Origin of the sequence: Caulobacter sp. CCH9-E1, from assembly GCF_001556515.1 — a bacterium.
Lineage (GTDB): Bacteria > Pseudomonadota > Alphaproteobacteria > Caulobacterales > Caulobacteraceae > Caulobacter.
The window spans coordinates 1-17,581 of the sequence record NZ_LSJA01000208.1 but is presented as its reverse complement, the minus strand read 5'-3'; the positions used below and the strand labels follow the sequence as shown (position 1 = coordinate 17,581).

Below are 17,581 nucleotides of genomic sequence, written 5' to 3'. Positions count from 1 at the left end.
CCCCCTCCGGCCTTCGGCCTCCTCCCCCTCTGGGGGGAGGATTTTCCAACCGTCCAACTAGGGTCGAAAGCCGACCTTCCGCCCACCAAACAAAAGCGGCCCCGGAGTTTCCTCCGAGGCCGCTCGAAAACACATAATCGCCGAAGCGGACGCTTAGTCGTCGCGGTGGACGCGTTCGCGGCGCTCGTGACGCTCCTGGGCCTCCACGCTCATGGTCGCCGTCGGACGGGCTTCCAGGCGCGCGAGGCCGATCGGCTCGCCCGTCTCCTCGCAGTAGCCGTACGAGCCGTCCTCGACTCGGCGCAGGGCCTGGTCGATCTTGGAGATCAGCTTTCGTTGGCGGTCGCGGGTGCGGAGCTCAAGGGCTCGGTCAGTTTCCGAGGACGCGCGATCGGCGAGATCGGCGTGGTTCTCGGTTTCTTTCTGAAGGTGGGTCACCGTCTCGCGAGATTCGCGGAGGATCTCTTCCTTCCAGGCCAGCAACTTGTTCTTGAAATACTCAAGCTGCCGGTCGTTCATAAAAGGCTCGTCCTCGGAAGGACGATAATCGGATTTCTCGACTAGAACAGTGGCCGTCTGCATCAACGCCTCACGCCCCAATGAACTCAGCCCTCAAGGGCCGAGCGCTTATACCAAAAGGTGAGCCGCGTTCAATGAACCTCGCATGAAGAGCGAAAGTTCGCGTCGAACGACGGCATGGACAGACGTAAAACGCGTGGCGACGCCAAGCGCTGCGGGACCGGCGATCATTTGCGCGTCCGGTCCCCGCCATGTCAGCCGCCCCGGGCCTGAAGCTTGGCCAATTCGACGGCGGCGCGGGTCTCGATCTCGTTGAGCACCCCCTCCAGGCGGGGATCGTCGGTCTTGTCGCGCTGCTCGCGGATGGCGCGCTGCAGGTTGGCCAGCGTCGAAGGGGGGATGTCGCCGTCGATCAGGGCGATGCGAACCTCGCCCAGGATGTCGAGGATATGGTCGGCGCGGCGCACGGCGCGCTTCTTGCGTTCCAGGGGGTCGCCGACCGCGCCGGCCGCCTGCAGGGCCAGAAGCGCATCGACCGAGCCGACGCCCGACAGGCCGCCGACCGAAGCCGTGCTGGCCGCGCCGCTGGCGGCGTTCACCGATGGCAGGGAGAAGCCCGAAGCCCCGCCAGAGGACTTGGCCCGAGACGGTCCCGCCGCCCCCACGCCCCCCGTGCTGGAAACCTTCATTCCGACAAGCTCCAAAAGCTCAGACACGCGAGTCACTTGTCTCGTCGCACAATCATAGTCGGTTTGCGCGCTTGAAGTATGGTTAATGCCGGGCAGAATCTGCCTGGAGGCGCCGCCGGAACCCCAGCCACGCCAAGAATCCCTTGATTCACAACACCTTGAAACTGGCCCGCTTTTGGCATGGAGCAGCGCGGGGACGTCTCCCCGCAACGGGACTGCCATGCCGCGTTCATTCTTTCGCACCGTTCTTCGCCCGGTTCTGACCGCCCTGGTCGCCGCTTCCGCCCTGGTGGCGGCGCCGGCGTTCGCCAAGTCGCGCATCAAGGACATCGTCGCCTTCGAGGGCGTCCGCGAGAACCAACTGGTCGGCTACGGCGTCGTCGTCGGCCTGAACGGCACCGGCGACTCCCTGCGCAACGCGCCGATGACCAAGCAGAGCCTGGAGGCGATGCTGGAGCGCCAGGGCGTCAACGTCCGCGACGCGACCCTGAACACCAAGAACACCGCCACGGTCATGGTGACCGCCAGCCTGCCGCCCTTCTCGGCCGCCGGTTCGAAGCTGGACGTCAACGTCTCGGCTCTGGGCGACGCCAAGAGCCTGCTGGGCGGCACCCTGCTGGTCACCAGCCTGCAAGGCGCCGACGGCCAGACCTACGCCGTCGCCCAGGGCACGGTGCAGACCGGCTCGGTCTCGGCCGGCGGCGCCTCGGGCAGCTCGGTCACCAAGGGCGTGCCGACCGCCGGCCGCATCGCCTCGGGCGGCATCATCGAGCGCGAGACCGGCTTCCAGATGGTCAATATGGACATCCTGCGCATGACCCTGCGCAATCCGGACTTCACGACCGCCCGCCGCATCGCCGACGCCGTCAACAAGAAGTTCCCCGGCTGCGCCCAGGCGCAGAATCCGACCATCGTCGCCGTCCGCGCCCCGCCCGGCATGGACATGATCAGCTTCGTGACCAACATCGAGAACCTGGAGGTCGAGCCCGACTTCCCGGCCAAGGTGGTGATCGACGAAGTGGCTGGCGTCATCGTCATGGGCGACGACGTCCGCATCAGCCAGGTGGCGATCGCCCAAGGCAACCTGACGATCAGCGTCCAGGAAGCCCCGGCGGTCAGCCAGCCCGCGCCGTTCAGCCAGGGCCAGACGGCGATCGTGCCTCAGTCGACGGTCAACGTCGAGGAAGAGAAGGGCAAGAAGCTGCTCACCCTGGGCGGTTCGCCGTCGCTGAAGAGCCTGGTCGGCGGCCTGAACGCCCTGGGCGTCACCCCGCGCGACATGATCTCGATCCTGCAGGCCGTGAAGGCCGCCGGCGCCCTGCAAGCCGACATCGAGGTGATGTGATGAGCGCCTTCTCGACGATCTCGACCTTCGTTCCGCAGTTTGGCGCGACGACCGCCGCCGTGAAGACCGCCGCTCAGGCGGTCAAGGGCGCGGCCGCCTCCATCGAGGACACGGCCAAGGACACCGCCAAGCGCGCCAAGATCAAGGAGACGGCCCAGAACTTCGAGGCCTCGTTCCTGTCGGTGATGATGCAGCAGATGTTCGAGGGCGTGAAAACCTCCGAACCCTTCGGCGGCGGCCAGGGCGAGGAGATGTTCAAGTCGGTGATGGCCGAGGCCATGGCCAAGCAGGTCGCCAAGGCCGGCGGCATCGGCCTGGCGCCCACCGTCGAACGCGAAATGCTGAAGCTTCAGGGTCTGAAGGAGTAACCCCATGGCCATCGCCGCCGTCGACGCCGACGATCGCGTCACCCAGCTGATCCTGCTGACCGAGCGCCTCACCGACCTGATCGCCAAGGAGGCTCAGGCCTTCGAGAACCGCCGCCCCCACGAGGCGGCGCAGTATGTCGAAGAGACCGCCAAGCTGGCCAATGTCTATCGGCACGAGTCGATGCGGGTGCGCGCCAATGTCGCCCTGATCGAGACGGCCCGTCTGGAGCTGCGCCAGCGCCTGAAGCGCGCCACCGAGGCCTTCGACGCCGTGCTCGCCCGCCAGGCCCGCGCGGTCGACGCCGCCCGCACGGTCACCGAGGGCCTGGTCCGCGCCGTGGCCGAGGAGATCGCCAACCAGCGCGCCGCGCCGGCCACCACCTATGGCGCCGGCGGCATGGTCAATGACCGTCCCGCCATGGGCGCGGCGATCACCCTGAACCGCCGGGCCTAGGCCGACAGAGACAAGACGGCGGCGTCGCGCAGCACACCGCCGGGATCCCCGAAGTCGGCGACAGGATATTCGGCGACGACGCTCAGCCGCTCGCGCGGCAGGTGCGCGCGCCAGGGATCGCCGATCAGCACGCCGACGCCCGCCGCCGCGCAGCGCTGCAAGAACGGCAGGACCGCGCTGGCCAGATCGGCGTCATAAAAGAGATCGCCGACCAGCATCAGATCGATGTCCGAAGGCGGCGCGCCGTCGGTGAGGTCCGCCAGCCGAGTTTCCAAGGCCACCGCATTGGCCTCGGCGTTGAGGCGCGCGGCGGCGACGGCGTAGGGGTCGACATCGACCGCCAGGACCTGCGCCGCCCCGGCCTTCATCGCCGCGATCGCCACGAGGCCCGAACCCGCGCCCAGGTCGAGCACGCGCTGGCCGTCAATGGTCTCCGGATGGTCCAGCACGTGACGCGCCAGCGCCAGACCACCGCCCCAGCACCGAGCCCAGTAGGGCGAGCCGAAGTCGGGATCGGCGTCGGCCAGCCGCATCAGTCCGCTGCGCGGCCCGGCCAGATGCAGCTGGACTTCCGGAACGCCGGGCGCGGGCGCCAGCGGCAGGTTCGCGCGAATGAAGGCGTCGAGATCCATGCGCCTTCTATAGGGGCCTCAAGAGCGTTCGTCGCCGATCAGGCGCTTCTTGCGCCGATGCAGACTGGCGGCCACCGCGATCAGCACCAGCGGGACCAGCGCCGACAGCACCCACTCGCCCCCGCCCGGCCAGCCGTGCAGCCACGGCTTCAGCAGATAGCCGAGCAGGCCCAGCACGTAATAGCCGACGGCGAAGATCGACAACCCCTCGACCAGCCCCTGAAGCTTGGTCTGCAGCTGCAGGCTGGCGTCCATGCCGCGCAGGGTCTCCTGGTTCTGGCGGTCCTGGGCCAGGCCCAGCTTGGCGCGCAGCAGATCACCGCAGCGCGCCACCCGCTCGGACAGATCGTCCAGCCGCCGATCCGCCGCCTCCCGCGTGCGCATGGCTGGCAAGAGACGCCGGGCGATGAACTCGCTCATGGTCGAGTGGCCCGGCAGCCGCCGCTCGCGCAGGGCCTCCAGCCGGTCGAGCGTCAGCTGGTGATAGGATTCCGTCGCGCCTCGGCGGAAGCGGCTGGTCGCGGCGCGGGCCTCCACTTCGGCGGATAGCTTGAGGAGGTCGTCCAGCACGCCCTGGCTGTCCTCGCCCGCCGCCAGGTCGCCGGTGATCGCCGCCAGCCGCGCTTCGGCGCCGTCCAGCCAGGCCAGGGTCTCGCGAGCGGGGGCGAAGCCCAGCAGGGCCAGCTTTCGATAGTTGCCGATCTCCAGCAGCGTCTGAACCAGGCGCGAGACCTCGTCGTTGGCGAGGCCCTGGTTATGGACATGGATGCGCCCCGCCCCGCCCTCGCGCAGGCGGAAATCGGTCCAGATCCGCGCCGCGCCGTCGAAGACCTCGCACGAGACGCAGCGACGCAGGTCGATGTGGCGGGACAAGGCCGCCTCTGTCGGCGGCTCGGCGTTAGGCGCGCCGACCGAGATCTCGACGCCGCGGAACACCTGCCCCGGCGCGCCGTGCAGCCAGAAGAAGCTCTGATCCGTCTCGGCCTGGAAACCGAGATCCTCACCCAGCGGACCGTAGGCGAACCAGGTCCAGGTCGAGAATTCCTGGTGCCGCTCCCACAGCCAGCCGCCGGCCTCGCCCACGCTGAGCGCGCGGCCCACGGCCGGGTCCTGGCCCGGCGCGAACAGGCCGACGAAGGCCGCCTCGGCGTCGCGGTCGGAGGGCTCGACCAGGAACACCCACTGACGCAGCCGGACCGGCGCCCGGTCCAGGGGCAGCGCCCGCAAGTGCATCAACTCGCTCAATATCACCCTCAGCGGGTGGTCCCGACGCTCGTCCATCTCGTCCTCGCCCTGCTCGCGGGTCATCGGGTCGCGCCCAATGTTACCGGTCACATAGTGATAACGCTCCCTGGGCGGCGCGTCACGGGCTTTTCAGCCTGATCCGCCGCTCGACACCGATCGCCTCCAGGAAATCCGCGTCGTGGCTGACCACCAGCAAAGCCCCATCATAGCCGGCCAAAGCCGCTTCGACGGCGCGCACGGACTCGAGGTCGAGGTGATTGGTCGGCTCGTCCAGGATCAGCAATTGCGGCGGGGTCGCGGCGCAGAGGACGCAGGCCAGGGCCGCGCGGAGGCGCTCTCCCCCGCTGAGCGTCCGAGCCCTCTGCAGGGCGGCGGCGTTGCGGAACAGGAACCGCGCCAGGGCCGCGTGGGCGTCATTGATGCTGGCGCCGGGGTTCAGCCGGCGGAAGTTCTCCAGGATCGTCTGGCCGTCGTCGAGGACGGCCGCGCGCTGGTCCAGCAAGGCGAACGGGACCTGAAGCCGAACCTCACCCGCCGTCGGCGCCAGTTGACCGGTGGCCAGGCGGATCAGGGTGGTCTTGCCGGCGCCGTTCGATCCCAGCACCGCCAGGCGCTCGGGACCGGTGATCCGGAAGGATAGGTCCTCCAGCACCGGCCGACCATCGGGCCAGGCGAAGCCGACCGCCTCGAACGCCAGGACCACGCGGCCGTCCGGCAGGCCGCTGGATGGGAGGTCGAAGCCCAGCAAGCGGGCCCGCTCCACCCGCGTCTCGGCCGCGGCGCGGGCCTCCTCGGCTCGCGCGGCGAGCTTTCCCGCGAGCTTGCCTTCCTTGGCCCCGCTGGTCTCGGCGCGCTCGGCCATCATGCCGAGCACGATCTTCGGCGTCCCGCCCCGGTCGGCGAAGCGGCGACCGGCGGCGTCGCGGCGGTCCTTGCGCTCGCGGGCGACCTGGACCTCGCGCGCGACGCGACGGACCTCGCGCTCGGCGTGGTCGAGATCGCGCTGGGCGGCCTCGGCCTCCAGCGCCTTGCGCTCGGCATAGAGGTCGTAGCCGCCGCCGTAGGACCGCGCGCCCAAGGGCGAGAGCTCGACGATCCGATCCATGTCGCGCAGCAGGGAGCGGTCGTGGCTGACCACCACCGCGCCGCCCCGCCAGCGCTTCAGCGCCCGGAGCACGAACGCCCGCGCCTCGGCGTCGAGATTGTTGGTCGGCTCATCCAGCAGCAACACGTCCGGCCGCGCGAGCAGCAGGCGCGCGAGGCCGGCGCGGGTCGCCTGGCCGCCCGACAGCGCGGTCGCCGGACGCTCGGGCTCCAGGTCGTTCAGGTCGACCTCGGCCAAGGCCTGCTCCAGTCGGGCCGGCAGGTCCCAGTCCGCCTCGGAGAGATCGGTCTCGTCGCCCTCGCCGCGCTCTATGCGCGCCAGGCGGTCCCAGGCCTCGCCGACGCCGAGCAGATCGACCAGCCGCGCGCCCGCGCGGAGATCGGGCGTCTGGTCCAGCATGGCGACGGCGCCGGTGCGCGAGACGGCCCCGCCGTGCGGAGCGCGCGCGCCGGCGATCAACGCCAGCAAGGTCGACTTGCCCACGCCGTTGCGGCCCACCAGGCCGATGCGCTCGGCCCCGACGGACAGGTTCAGATTTTCGAAGAGAAGCCGGCCGTCAGGCGTGGCGGCGGAAACGGAATCCAGGATGACGAAGGACATGCGACCCCACGGTCAGGGAAACGGGAAGGACGAAGCGGTCTTCCGTCTTGCTGATCATGGGAGCCTCCATCGGATGGGATGGCGATGTGTCTACGCCCGCCGCCGGAAAGCGGCAAGCGGAGCCAGACCGCAAGGAACGGGTGTCGCGCGCGGTCGGCGAAGGCGAAAAACCTGGCCACAAGGGAGTTCAAGACATGTCCTACGCCGTGACCAGCCTATCGCCCGAGCCCTTCGCGCCCCTGTTCCAGTTGGATGACGAGGCATTGGCCGCGCGCGGCGCCCGGCGCGTCATCGCCGACGCGCCGCTGGGCTTTCCCTGCCGCGTCAGCCTGGACGACGCGCGTCCCGGCGAGACCCTGATCCTGATCAACTACGAGCATCAGCCCGCGCCGACGCCGTTCCGCGCCAGTCATGCGATCTTCGTGCGGGAGGGCGTCGAGGCGGTCTCGACCGTCGGTGAGATGCCGCCCGCGCTGAGGCGCCGCCTGCTGTCTCTGAGGGCGTTTGACGTCAGCGGGATGATGCGCGCCGCCGATGTGACCGAAGGCGCGGCGGCGGATGCTCTGATCGAGACGTTATTCGAGGATCCGGACATCGCCTACCTGCACGCTCACTACGCCAAGTGGGGCTGCTACGCGGCGCGTATCGACAGGGCCTAGAGCGCCGCCTAAGGCGTCATGTGCCGCAGGACCCAGAGCAGCGATCCGACGCCGCCGATGAACACCAGCCCGTCGATGATCACCGAGCGCGGCTTGCCGGTGTTGAGGGCTTTGAAGGCTTCGCGCTTGGCGTCCTGCTTGGCGGTGTCCTGCGACATGACGAGGGTGGTTCCGATTGCCTCGAGCCCCAGGCCCGACCGCAAACGTTTTCAGAAATCACGCTGAACGACGGGCTTCGAAAGAAGGTTGAGCAAAAGCGAACGCCCCCGAGATGGGCCAACGGCGTTCGCTCCTAGAAGCAGCCGCCCTCGCGAAGGCTAGGCGGCGGCGCGCCCGTAGAGCTCAGATTTCGTTCAGAAAATCCTGGCGTCTGGCCACGACGATAGTCGCGACAACGCTGCTTGCGCGAGCCTTCGCCCTCGACCCGCGACTTGCTGTCGCGGGTCGGCGTTTGCCACGGGATTTCGTCGATGGGACCGACGAAGGCGGGCGATGGACGCTTGTCCTTGCGATCTCTCCAGCCGCCGTAGCATCGCTCCTTCTCGTCCGGCGTCATGTGCTCGCTGGAGAGGCCTTTGCACGCCCGGTAATAGCGTCCCCATCCCCACTCAGGGACGCCTTCGGTCAGCTTCCAGCGGTCGACGGCCCTGGGGTCCATTCTCCAACGGTCTTCGATCTCGGGCGTCGTCTCCGCAGCGGGGCGGCCCGACACGCCCTCCTCGGCGACGCCATCGGCGCGGGCGCGGCGCTTTGTCGGGACGTGGCTGAACGGCGGCCAGGCCTGGAGCGGGAAGGTCGATCCGCGGCGCGTGACCGGGGCGCGCGCTCGAGGTCGAGCAACAATACCGGCGCATCGTCCGCGACCACCGGCGGAGCCTCCAGCTGGATCAACGCGCCGAGGATCAGGCCGTTGATCAACAGACCGCCCGACGCGGCGAGCCACCGCCTGGATCCCCTCCCCCGCGCCATCCGCTGTCCCCCGGCCAAGCTGGAGGGCGAGGTCACGCCGGGATAACGCCGTTTTCGCGACCGTGGCGTGGCCTTGCGGCGCCCGAGCTGGGAGCGTAGGTCCCGCAGGCGCGCGAACGCCGGGCGAGCCTCTAGGTCGGGGCCATGTTGCAGAGGACCCAAAGCAGCGCCCCGACGCCGCCGATGAACACCAGGCCATCGATGACCACCGAGCGCGGCTTCGGCGGACGCATGCTGTTGAACGCGCCGTGCTTGGCTGCCTGCTTGACGCTCTCGGCCTCTGCCTTGGCCATGGTTCCGGTCCCTCTCCGGCGGGCCCCAACTCGACCCAAGATGGAGCTGTAAAGCACCGCCCCTTGAAGAACCCGCTTCCAAACAGGGTTTAGGAAAGACGAACGGCCCGACGCGAAGATGGGCGCCCCGCGCGCTTCATGCTGACATCCGCTGTCAGCAGAAGCTTGGCCTCGCGCGCGCGACATTTGTTCGCATCTTGTTCTTGTGTTAATTCCCGGATCGAGCCCTACATATAGCCGCTGCGCCGCCACCAATCGGGCGGCCCAACGTTCCGGAAAACATGGCCGAGCAACTGAACTTCATCCGCGTTCGCGGCGCCCGTGAGCACAATCTGAAGGACGTCAGCGTCGACATCCCGCGTGGCGAGCTGGTCGTGCTGACCGGCCTGTCGGGCTCGGGTAAGTCGTCGCTCGCCTTCGACACGATCTACGCCGAGGGCCAGCGCCGCTACGTGGAGAGCCTGTCGGCCTACGCCCGTCAGTTCCTGGAGCTGATGAGCAAGCCGGACGTCGACCTGATCGAGGGCCTGTCGCCCGCGATCTCGATCGAACAGAAGACCACCAGCCGCAACCCGCGCTCGACCGTCGGCACGGTGACCGAGATCCACGACTACATGCGCCTGCTGTGGGCGCGGGTCGGGGTCCCCTACTCGCCGGCCACCGGCCTGCCGATCGAGAGCCAGACCATCAGCCAGATGGTCGACAAGATCACCGCCCTGCCCGAGGGCACGCGTCTCTACCTGCTGGCCCCCGTCGTTCGCGACCGCAAGGGCGAGTACAAGAAAGAGATCGCCGAGTGGCAGAAGGCCGGCTTCCAGCGGCTGAAGATCGACGGCGAGTTCTATCCGATCGAGGACGCCCCGGCGCTCGACAAGAAGTTCAAGCACGACATCGACGTGGTCGTGGACCGCGTGGTGACCAAGCCCGACATGGAGCAGCGTCTGGCCGACTCCATCGAGCAGGCCCTGCGCCTGGCCGACGGTCTGGCCGTGGCCGAGTTCGCCAATATCGAGGACGGCGAGAAGGAGCCCAGGCGCATCCTGTTCTCGGAGCGCTTCGCCTGCCCGGTCAGCGGCTTCACGATCGCCGAGATCGAGCCTCGCCTGTTCTCGTTCAACAATCCGGCGGGCGCCTGCCCGGTCTGCGACGGCCTGGGCGCCAAGCTGGCCTTCGACGCCGACCTGGTGATCCCCGACAAGGACAAGAGCCTGCACAAGGGCGCGGTCGCCCCGTGGGCGAAAGGTCCTTCGCCGCTCTACACCCAGACCCTGCAGGCCCTGGCGCGCCACTACGGCTTCTCGATGGACGAGCCGTGGCACAAGCTGTCGGCGGACGCCAAGGACGTCGTGCTCAACGGCTCGCGCGGGACCAAGATCAAGTTCGTCTATGACGACAACGCCCGGAAGTACGAGGTCGAAAAGCCTTTCGAGGGCGTGCTGCCGAACCTGGAGCGCCGCTGGCGCGAAACCGACTCCAGCTGGGTGCGCGAGGAGCTGGGCCGCTACCAGTCCGACACCCCCTGCGAGACCTGCCACGGCAAGCGCCTGAAGCCGGAAGCCCTGGCCGTCAAGATCGACGCCAAGGACATCGCCGAGGTCTCGAACCTGGCCATCCGACCGGCCCGCGACTGGTTCACCGCGCTCGAAAGCAAGCTGACCGACAAGCAGATGGAGATCGCCCGGCGAATCCTGAAGGAGATCAACGATCGCCTGCGGTTCCTCGTCGACGTGGGCCTCGATTACCTGAACCTCTCGCGCGGCTCGGGCACGCTGTCCGGCGGCGAGAGCCAGCGCATCCGCCTGGCCAGCCAGATCGGCTCGGGCCTGACCGGCGTGCTCTACGTGCTGGACGAGCCGTCGATCGGCCTGCACCAGCGCGACAACACCCGTCTGCTGACCTCGCTGCAGGGGCTGCGGGACCTGGGCAACTCGGTGCTGGTCGTCGAGCACGACGAAGAGGCGATCATGACCGCCGACTACGTCATCGACATGGGCCCGGCCGCCGGCGTGCATGGCGGCGAGATCGTCGCCCAGGGCACGCCCGAGCAGATCATGGCCAACCCCAACAGCGTCACCGGCCAGTACCTGACCGGCGTGCGCGAGATCGAGGTGCCGGAACAGCGCCGGCCGATCAGCAAGAAGAAGGTGCTGAAGGTCGTCGGCGCGACCGGCAACAACCTCAAGGGCGTCACGGCCGAGATCCCCGTGGGGACCTTCACCTGCATCACCGGCGTGTCGGGCGGCGGCAAGTCGACCTTCACGATCGAGACCCTGTACAAGGCCGCCGCGCGCCGGCTGAACAACGCCAGCGACGCCCCCGCCCCGCACGAGCGGATCGAGGGCTTGGAGCACTTCGACAAGGTCATCGACATCGACCAGTCGCCGATCGGTCGCACCCCGCGCTCGAACCCGGCCACCTATACCGGCGCCTTTGGCCCGATCCGCGACTGGTTCGCCGGCCTGCCCGAGAGCAAGGCGCGCGGCTATGGCCCGGGCCGGTTCAGCTTCAACGTCAAGGGCGGCCGCTGCGAGGCTTGCCAGGGCGACGGCGTCATCAAGATCGAGATGCACTTCCTGCCCGACGTCTACGTCACTTGCGACGTCTGCAAGGGCAAGCGCTACAACCGCGAGACCTTGGACGTGCTGTTCAAGGGCAAGACGATCGCCGACGTCCTGGACATGACCGTCGAGGAGGCCGCCGACTTCTTCAAGGCCGTGCCGCCGATCCGCGACAAGATGGAGACGCTGAAGCGCGTCGGCCTCAGCTACATCAAGGTCGGTCAGCAGGCGACGACCCTGTCCGGCGGCGAGGCTCAGCGCGTGAAGCTGTCCAAGGAGCTGTCGCGCCGGGCCACCGGCCGCACGTTGTACATCCTCGACGAGCCGACCACGGGCCTGCACTTCGAGGACACCAAGAAGCTGCTCGAGGTGCTGCACGAGCTGGCCGACCAGGGCAACACGGTGGTCGTGATCGAGCATAACCTGGATGTCGTGAAGACGGCCGACTGGCTGCTCGACTTCGGTCCGGAAGGCGGCGACGGCGGCGGCGAGATCGTCGCGGTCGGCTCGCCCCAGGACGTGGCCAAGGTCGAGGCCAGCTGGACCGGCCGCTACTTGAAGGAACTGCTGGACCGCCACGAGGAGCGTCGCAAGGCGCGGGTGGCGGAGCTCAAGAAGACCAAGCGGGCTTAGGGACGGCCGTGGCCGTTCCTGCCTCCAAGGCCGAGCTGTTGGCCGCGATCGACCTGACGTTCGACAGGCTGATGGCGGACCTGGCCCGGACGCCTCTGGAGCGGGTCGACGAGACCACGCTCCCAGGCCATGCCGCCGGGACGCTGATGAGCCCGGCGGATCTGGTCGCCTATCTGATCGGCTGGAACGAGCTGGTCCTGAAATGGCTGGATCGCGACGATCGGGGCCAGCCCGTCGATTTCCCCGAGACGGGCTTCGGGTGGAACCAATTGGGCTCGCTGGCCGGCAAGTTCTACGCCGACTACCGCGCGCTGGACTGGCCCCAACGACTGGAACGCCTGACCCTGGCCAAGGCGCGCCTGATCGAGACCATCTCGGCGCGCTCCGACGCCGAACTCTACGGCCGCCCCTGGTACGACAAATGGACCAAGGGCCGGATGATCCAGTTCAACACGTCCTCGCCCTACGCCAATGCGCGGGGCCGGATTCGCAAGTGGCTGAAGACCTAGCGCCCGCCTACCAAGCGCCCGCGCCACCCGGCGTCGCGCTGGGCGAACCGCCCTTCAGTTCGCGATAGATGGTGGGCGCCGGGCCGAACACGATCAGCGTGGTCAGGACCGAGATCACGCCCGAGAACAGCGCCTGAACGATGCCCGCCGGCGTGAAATAGGCCTGCAGCGAGCTGGTGTCGGCGCGCAGCATCTTGCCCGTCGCCGACAGGTCGCCCGAGGCGATCAGGCCGATGGCCGAGACGATCGTCCAGATCAGCAGCACGACGATGATGCTCATCACCACCGCCAGCAGATAGGCGCCCAGCAGCGGCCAGAAGAGCCCCTTGGTCTCGGGCATCGACTTGAAGATCGTGACCTTCTCGGTCTCGAACGTGACGGCGGGCGCGAACGACAGCCGCACGGCCAGATAGATGACCACGCAGAACGAGCCGACCAGGCCCAGCAGCGCCAGGAACGCTCCTGTCGGTCCGCCCATAGCGCCGAGGAAACCCGCGACCAGCGAGCCGACGAACAGCACGCCCATCAGGATCATGCTGGTCAGCACCCAGACCACCGCCTGGCGCAGCTCCGGCTTGCCCAGGCGCAGGTAGGCGAACCGGCTGTCCTGGGGCCGCAGCACGAGGCGATTGAGGGCCGCGAAGATCACGCCGTTGACGATCAGGCTGTAGGGCAGCGACCACAGCATCAGCGGCGTCAAGTCCGCGGCGCGGCGGAAGAACTCCTCCGGATCCGGGTTGCTGTTGTCGGAGACGTAGGACATCAGGGCCTCGAGCTTCACCCCGAAGTACTGGATCGCCAGCACGTTGGAGATGATCGACAGCACCGTCATCACCGCCGCCCAGATGGCGATGGTCTTCAAGTTCTCCCGCACCAGTCGAAAACCGGAGAAGGCGGCGTCGGAGGCCGAGAACCTGGGCATGTCGTACTCTTGCTTTGCGGACAGGCCCTAGCCCTAACAAGGTTCGCGCCGCTTCGACAGAGTCCGCTTGCGACTTTTCCGATCTAGTCGTGCAGGCCCGCCTCGATCTCGTCCTGATTCAGGTGGGCGAAGGCCTTGGCGGGCGCCGAGACCACGATCACCGTCTGCAGCGTCAGGAAGATCGGGGCCAGCAGCATGTTGGCCAGCAAGGTCAGGATCAGCCCCGGATGGCTGGCGACAACGCCGCCGTCGGCGGGGTCGATGCCGCCGCTCATCACGTTGCCGAGCACGCCCGAGACGGCGGCGCCGATGATCGAAACGATCGCGCTCATCACGATCGTCATGCCGAACATGGCCAGCAGGCGGAAGAACTGGCCGTGGGTCTGGATCCAGGCGGCGCGGATATCGATGTGGTGGTGGGAGAACGCGTGCGGTCCCAGCAGGGACAGGCGCACGGCGACCCACATCGACAAGCCGATGACCGCCAGCGCGCCCAGGGTGGCGAACCAGCCGGCCGCGGCTCCCGACAGCAGCGCCGCGCCCAGCACGACCGCGCCGGACGGGATCACCGTCACGCCCAGGGCGGCCGCCCAGGTGATCAGCGAGACGATCAGCAGCTGCACCTCCTCGCGTCCCAGGCGCAGATAGGCCAGGCGGTCGTTGTTGGGCTCGATCACCGACCGGATGATCGCCGCCTGCAGCACCGCGCCCAGCACCAGGGCCAGGGCGATCAGCAGCACCATCGCGCCGCCAAGATGGGTGACCAGATCGAGCAGCTCGCGCGGATCGGCCGAGCCGACGCGGCCAGCCAGCGCCGTGCGGCCTTCGTCGCCCAGCACGATCTTGGCGATCAGGCCCAGGATCGGCAGCATGACCAGGGAGAACGCCGCCCAGGCCAGCACCGCCAACGGCTTGCGCCGCATGGTGCGAAGACCTTCAAGAGCCGCGTCGGTGGGGCGAACAGACATCTAAGCGTCCTGTGAGACCGCGCTTTGGCGGTAGAGATAGGCCATCATAACCGACCAGATCGGCGCCATCACGACATAGGCCAATATGGCGGAGCCCGCCGTCGAGACGACTCCCCGGGGCGGCGCGAGGGCATAAAGCAGGTTGGCCGCCATGGGCAGCGCAAAGACGCCCGGAAGCAGCAACATCGAAACCTTGCCCTTGGTCAGCGGAAAGGCGCTGAGCACGCGAATCCCGGACTCGGCGACCGTGGCGGGCGCGGTGAAGGACAGGCGCAGCGCCAGCCAAGTCAGGATCGCCAGGGCGACTAGCGGCGCGAGCCCCGCGACGAAGCCCGCCGGTCCGGCATTGGCCAGCGCCGCACGCCAGGCCTGGGCGGAGCCGACATCCAGCTGAGGCGCGCTGGCCCGGGCCACGCCCAGCGTGATAGCGCCGATCACGATCAGCAGGATCGAGCCGATCAGCAGGAAGAGACCCAGCCCCATCAGGTGCGCGCCCAGCAGGCGCCACTCGTCGCGCCCCCAGCGCAGCCCGTTGATCCCCGGGCTGCGGCCGAACGCATGGCGGTACAGCGCGCCTTGGGCGATCACGGTGGCGACCAGAACGGCCAGCGGGCGGAGCGCCAGCGGCAAGGCGTTCGTCGAGACCGTCAGGACCACCGCCACGACCAGGGCGGCCAGGCATGACACCTGCGCCGCGCCCATGCGCGAGATCGCCGCCTTCAGCAAGCTTCCGACGCTCGCCGGTCCGTCCGCCATCCGATCAAGTTCCCTTCCGCGCCGCCCACCGCCGAGTCGCGCGGGCCCTGACAATCTAAGGCCTTGGCTAGGCCTCGGCGGTCAAGGCCTTATGCGCCGCGGCCCAGGGCGCCCAGAACACCGCCTGCAGCACGGCGCTGAACACGGCCCCCAGCGCGCTCAGGCCCAGCAGCCAGGGCCAGAGGTCCGTCAGCAGCGCGATCGGCGGCCTGGAGATGAAGGCTTCCAGCGCGCCAGGTCCGCGGATCGCTTCCAGCGAACCGCCCGCCGCCACGACGACGCCGAACGCCGCGGCGCCGACCAGCATCTCCATCAGCAGGATGAAGAATACGACCAGCAGGGCCATGCCCAGCAACCGCCAGCCCTGGCCGCGCGTCAGGGTCCAGGACTCGAACAGGCGGAACTGAGCGTCGGCGAAGGTCATCGGCGCGGCCAGCGACAAGCGCAGCGCCACCCAGATCAGAACCCCCGCCGCGATCGCCGTCGCAGAGCTCGCCACGATGATCACCGCCGTCTTCGCCTGCTCGCCGCCGCTGACCGCCACCACCGCGGTCAAGACGACAATCAGCAGGGCGACGATGAAGATGACGATCATGGCCAGCACCTGCTCCACGACGAACAGCAGGGTCAGCCAAAGCTCGCGTCCGCCGATCCGCAGGAAGGCCCAGGCCGAGGCTTCCGGCATCAGCACCGCGCGGAAAACGGCTCCGCACAGCACCGCCCGTACGAACGAGGACCACAGCCAGTAGAGGATGTTCAAGGCGGTCATGCTCGACTGGGTCCGCATGAAATCGTCGAACATGCCAGGATCGGTCGCGCCGGCTTTCTGGGTCAGCGCCATCTGGATCAGACGCGCGAACTCCGGGCCGAGCCAGAAAAGGCCGACAATGGCCGGAACGATCAGCCCCACCACCAGGGCCAGGGCCCAGCCGCCGACGGCCAGAGGATGCCGCACGACCACGCCAAAGCCCGACGTCGCCGCCTCGCCCACCGCGAATCTCGCCATGTCCCCTCCCCGGGCCGGCCCACGCGCGAACGCGCGCCACGAACCATCAGCCTACACGAGGTTTCGCCAAGCGACAGCCGGGGGTATAGGGCGCCCCATGACCACGAATTCGACCTATCAGCCCGTTCACATCGTCGGCGGGGGCCTGGCCGGCTCCGAAGCCGCCTGGCAGATCGCCCAGAGCGGCGTGCCGGTGATCCTGCACGAGATGCGCAGGGACGAGCCCTCAAGCAGCGAAGCGGTAGGGCAAGTAAAAGAAATCCGCACCGACGCCCACCAGACCGATGGCTTGGCCGAGATGGTCTGTTCCAATTCGTTCCGCTCGGACGACTGGCAGTTCAACGCCGTGGGCCTGCTGCACGCCGAGATGCGCAAGCTGGACAGCCTGATCATGTCTTGCGCCGACCAGCACCAGGTGCCGGCCGGCGGCGCCCTGGCCGTCGACCGCGACGGCTTCTCGGCCGAGGTCACCAAGCGCCTGTCTGAACATCCCTTCGTGACGATCGTCCGCGAGGAGATCGCCGGCCTGCCGCCGGCCGAATGGGACAACGTCATCGTCGCCACCGGTCCCCTCACCTCGCCGGCCCTGGCCCAGGCGATCCTGGACCTGACCGGCGAGGGCCAGCTGTCGTTCTTCGACGCCATCGCGCCGATCATCCACTACGACTCGATCAACATGGACGTCGCCTGGCGCCAGTCGCGCTACGACAAGGAAGGCCCCGGCGGCGACGCGGCCGCCTACATCAACTGCCCGATGAACAAGGCGCAGTACGAGGCCTTCATCGACGCCCTGCTGGCCGGTCCCAAGTCCGAGTTCAAGGAGTGGGAGAACGTCCCCTATTTCGACGGCTGCCTGCCGATCGAGGTCATGGCCGAGCGCGGCCGCGAGACCCTGCGCCACGGGCCAATGAAGCCGGTGGGCCTGACCAATCCGCGCGACCCGACCGTGAAGGCCTACGCCATCGTCCAGCTGCGCCAGGACAACGCCCTGGGCACGCTGTGGAACATGGTCGGCTTCCAGACCAAGCTGAAGCACGGCGTCCAGGCCGAGACCTTCCGGATGATCCCGGGCCTTGAGAACGCCCAGTTCGCGCGCCTGGGCGGCCTGCACCGCAACACCTTCATCAATTCGCCGAAGCTGCTCGACAAGTCGCTGCGGATGAAGGCCCAGCCGCGCCTGCGCTTCGCGGGCCAGGTCACCGGCGTCGAGGGCTATGTCGAGAGCGCGGCCATGGGCCTGCTGACCGGCCGCTTCGCCGCCGCGGACCGCAAGGGCTCCCCGCTGGCCGCCCCGCCCCCGACCACCGCCCTGGGCGCCCTGGTCGAGCACATCACTGGCGGGCACCTGGAC

The 17,581-nt window shown here is 68.4% G+C and carries 20 protein-coding genes; 7 read left to right on the top strand and 13 right to left on the bottom strand.

All coding sequences use genetic code 11. The features are described 5' to 3' along the window. Nucleotides 1-153 precede the first annotated feature (153 nt). Nucleotides 154-582 (bottom strand): RNA polymerase-binding protein DksA, encoded by a 429-nt coding sequence (dksA, locus tag AX690_RS12440; protein ID WP_013078283.1) that lies wholly within the window; start codon nt 580-582, stop codon nt 154-156. A 191-nt stretch (nt 583-773) separates the two neighbouring features. Further along, nucleotides 774-1,208, bottom strand: coding sequence for a flagellar assembly protein FliX (locus AX690_RS12435; protein WP_066681759.1), 435 nt, complete (start codon nt 1,206-1,208; stop codon nt 774-776). 220 nt (nt 1,209-1,428) lie between these two features. On the opposite strand from AX690_RS12435, the gene AX690_RS12430 reads away from it, so the two are divergent. From AX690_RS12430 to AX690_RS12420, 3 genes are read left to right on the top strand one after another with little or no spacing between them, the layout of a single operon-like run. Then, complete coding sequence (locus tag AX690_RS12430; protein WP_066681761.1) at nt 1,429-2,553, top strand: flagellar basal body P-ring protein FlgI; 1,125 nt, start codon at nt 1,429-1,431, stop codon at nt 2,551-2,553. Beyond that, the gene (locus AX690_RS12425; RefSeq protein ID WP_066681763.1) at nt 2,553-2,921 is read left to right on the top strand and encodes a rod-binding protein; all 369 of its coding nucleotides are present in this window, start codon (nt 2,553-2,555) and stop codon (nt 2,919-2,921) included. Before AX690_RS12430 ends, AX690_RS12425 begins: the two co-directional genes overlap by 1 nt. 4 nt (nt 2,922-2,925) lie before the next feature. Then, nucleotides 2,926-3,375, top strand: coding sequence for a flagellar basal body protein (locus AX690_RS12420; RefSeq protein ID WP_066681765.1), 450 nt, complete (start codon nt 2,926-2,928; stop codon nt 3,373-3,375). On the opposite strand, the gene AX690_RS12415 is transcribed toward AX690_RS12420, so the two are convergent. Genes AX690_RS12415 through AX690_RS22885 form a run of 4 tightly spaced genes read right to left on the bottom strand, consistent with a single transcriptional unit; the run spans nt 3,372 to nt 7,027 of the window. Then, nucleotides 3,372-4,007 carry a methyltransferase gene (locus AX690_RS12415; protein ID WP_066681766.1) on the bottom strand — a complete coding sequence of 212 codons (636 nt, stop codon included), beginning with the start codon at nt 4,005-4,007 and terminating at the stop codon, nt 3,372-3,374. The genes AX690_RS12420 and AX690_RS12415 overlap by 4 nt on opposite strands. 18 nt (nt 4,008-4,025) lie before the next feature. Then, nucleotides 4,026-5,315: a DUF3422 domain-containing protein gene (locus AX690_RS12410; RefSeq protein WP_197426850.1), complete on the bottom strand. Its 1,290-nt coding sequence runs from the start codon at nt 5,313-5,315 to the stop codon at nt 4,026-4,028. A gap of 55 nt (nt 5,316-5,370) precedes the next feature. Beyond that, nucleotides 5,371-6,957: an ABC-F family ATP-binding cassette domain-containing protein gene (locus AX690_RS12405; RefSeq protein WP_066681767.1), complete on the bottom strand. Its 1,587-nt coding sequence runs from the start codon at nt 6,955-6,957 to the stop codon at nt 5,371-5,373. Then, a complete protein-coding gene (locus AX690_RS22885; RefSeq protein WP_156449646.1) occupies nt 6,914-7,027 on the bottom strand; it encodes a hypothetical protein in 114 nt (37 codons plus the stop codon). Before AX690_RS22885 ends, AX690_RS12405 begins: the two co-directional genes overlap by 44 nt. 124 nt (nt 7,028-7,151) lie before the next feature. Between AX690_RS22885 and AX690_RS12400 the strand changes: the two genes are divergently transcribed. Beyond that, a complete protein-coding gene (locus AX690_RS12400; protein WP_066681791.1) occupies nt 7,152-7,616 on the top strand; it encodes a DUF1203 domain-containing protein in 465 nt (154 codons plus the stop codon). A gap of 8 nt (nt 7,617-7,624) precedes the next feature. On the opposite strand, the gene AX690_RS23330 is transcribed toward AX690_RS12400, so the two are convergent. The 3 genes from AX690_RS23330 to AX690_RS23325 all read right to left on the bottom strand — a co-directional run bounded on the left by AX690_RS23330 (nt 7,625) and on the right by AX690_RS23325 (nt 8,878). After that, nucleotides 7,625-7,774, bottom strand: a complete 150-nt coding sequence (locus tag AX690_RS23330) for a hypothetical protein (RefSeq protein ID WP_082769638.1) — start codon at nt 7,772-7,774, stop codon at nt 7,625-7,627. 134 nt (nt 7,775-7,908) lie between these two features. Further along, nucleotides 7,909-8,328: a hypothetical protein gene (locus AX690_RS12395; RefSeq protein WP_156449645.1), complete on the bottom strand. Its 420-nt coding sequence runs from the start codon at nt 8,326-8,328 to the stop codon at nt 7,909-7,911. Nucleotides 8,329-8,716: 388 nt separating this feature from the next. Beyond that, entirely contained in the window at nt 8,717-8,878 is a 162-nt protein-coding gene (locus AX690_RS23325; protein ID WP_082769637.1) for a hypothetical protein, read from the bottom strand. A 281-nt stretch (nt 8,879-9,159) separates the two neighbouring features. Here AX690_RS23325 and uvrA point away from each other — a divergent pair, with 281 nt between their 5' ends. Further along, nucleotides 9,160-12,069: an excinuclease ABC subunit UvrA gene (gene uvrA, locus AX690_RS12390; RefSeq protein ID WP_066681771.1), complete on the top strand. Its 2,910-nt coding sequence runs from the start codon at nt 9,160-9,162 to the stop codon at nt 12,067-12,069. Between the two features lie 8 nt (nt 12,070-12,077). After that, nucleotides 12,078-12,578, top strand: a complete 501-nt coding sequence (locus AX690_RS12385; RefSeq protein WP_066681773.1) for a ClbS/DfsB family four-helix bundle protein — start codon at nt 12,078-12,080, stop codon at nt 12,576-12,578. 7 nt (nt 12,579-12,585) lie between these two features. On the opposite strand, the gene AX690_RS12380 is transcribed toward AX690_RS12385, so the two are convergent. The 4 genes from AX690_RS12380 to AX690_RS12365 form a co-directional block, all read right to left on the bottom strand. Further along, complete coding sequence (locus tag AX690_RS12380; protein WP_066681776.1) at nt 12,586-13,500, bottom strand: hypothetical protein; 915 nt, start codon at nt 13,498-13,500, stop codon at nt 12,586-12,588. A gap of 83 nt (nt 13,501-13,583) precedes the next feature. Next, nucleotides 13,584-14,468 (bottom strand): hypothetical protein, encoded by an 885-nt coding sequence (locus AX690_RS12375; protein ID WP_066681779.1) that lies wholly within the window; start codon nt 14,466-14,468, stop codon nt 13,584-13,586. Next, the gene (locus tag AX690_RS12370) at nt 14,469-15,224 is read right to left on the bottom strand and encodes a hypothetical protein (RefSeq protein ID WP_066681781.1); all 756 of its coding nucleotides are present in this window, start codon (nt 15,222-15,224) and stop codon (nt 14,469-14,471) included. Nucleotides 15,225-15,291: 67 nt separating this feature from the next. After that, nucleotides 15,292-16,230 (bottom strand): hypothetical protein, encoded by a 939-nt coding sequence (locus AX690_RS12365; RefSeq protein WP_066681783.1) that lies wholly within the window; start codon nt 16,228-16,230, stop codon nt 15,292-15,294. Nucleotides 16,231-16,327: 97 nt separating this feature from the next. Between AX690_RS12365 and trmFO the strand changes: the two genes are divergently transcribed. Further along, nucleotides 16,328-17,581 (top strand): methylenetetrahydrofolate--tRNA-(uracil(54)-C(5))-methyltransferase (FADH(2)-oxidizing) TrmFO (gene trmFO, locus AX690_RS12360; protein ID WP_066730394.1); only part of this gene is annotated, 1,254 nt, incomplete at its 3' end.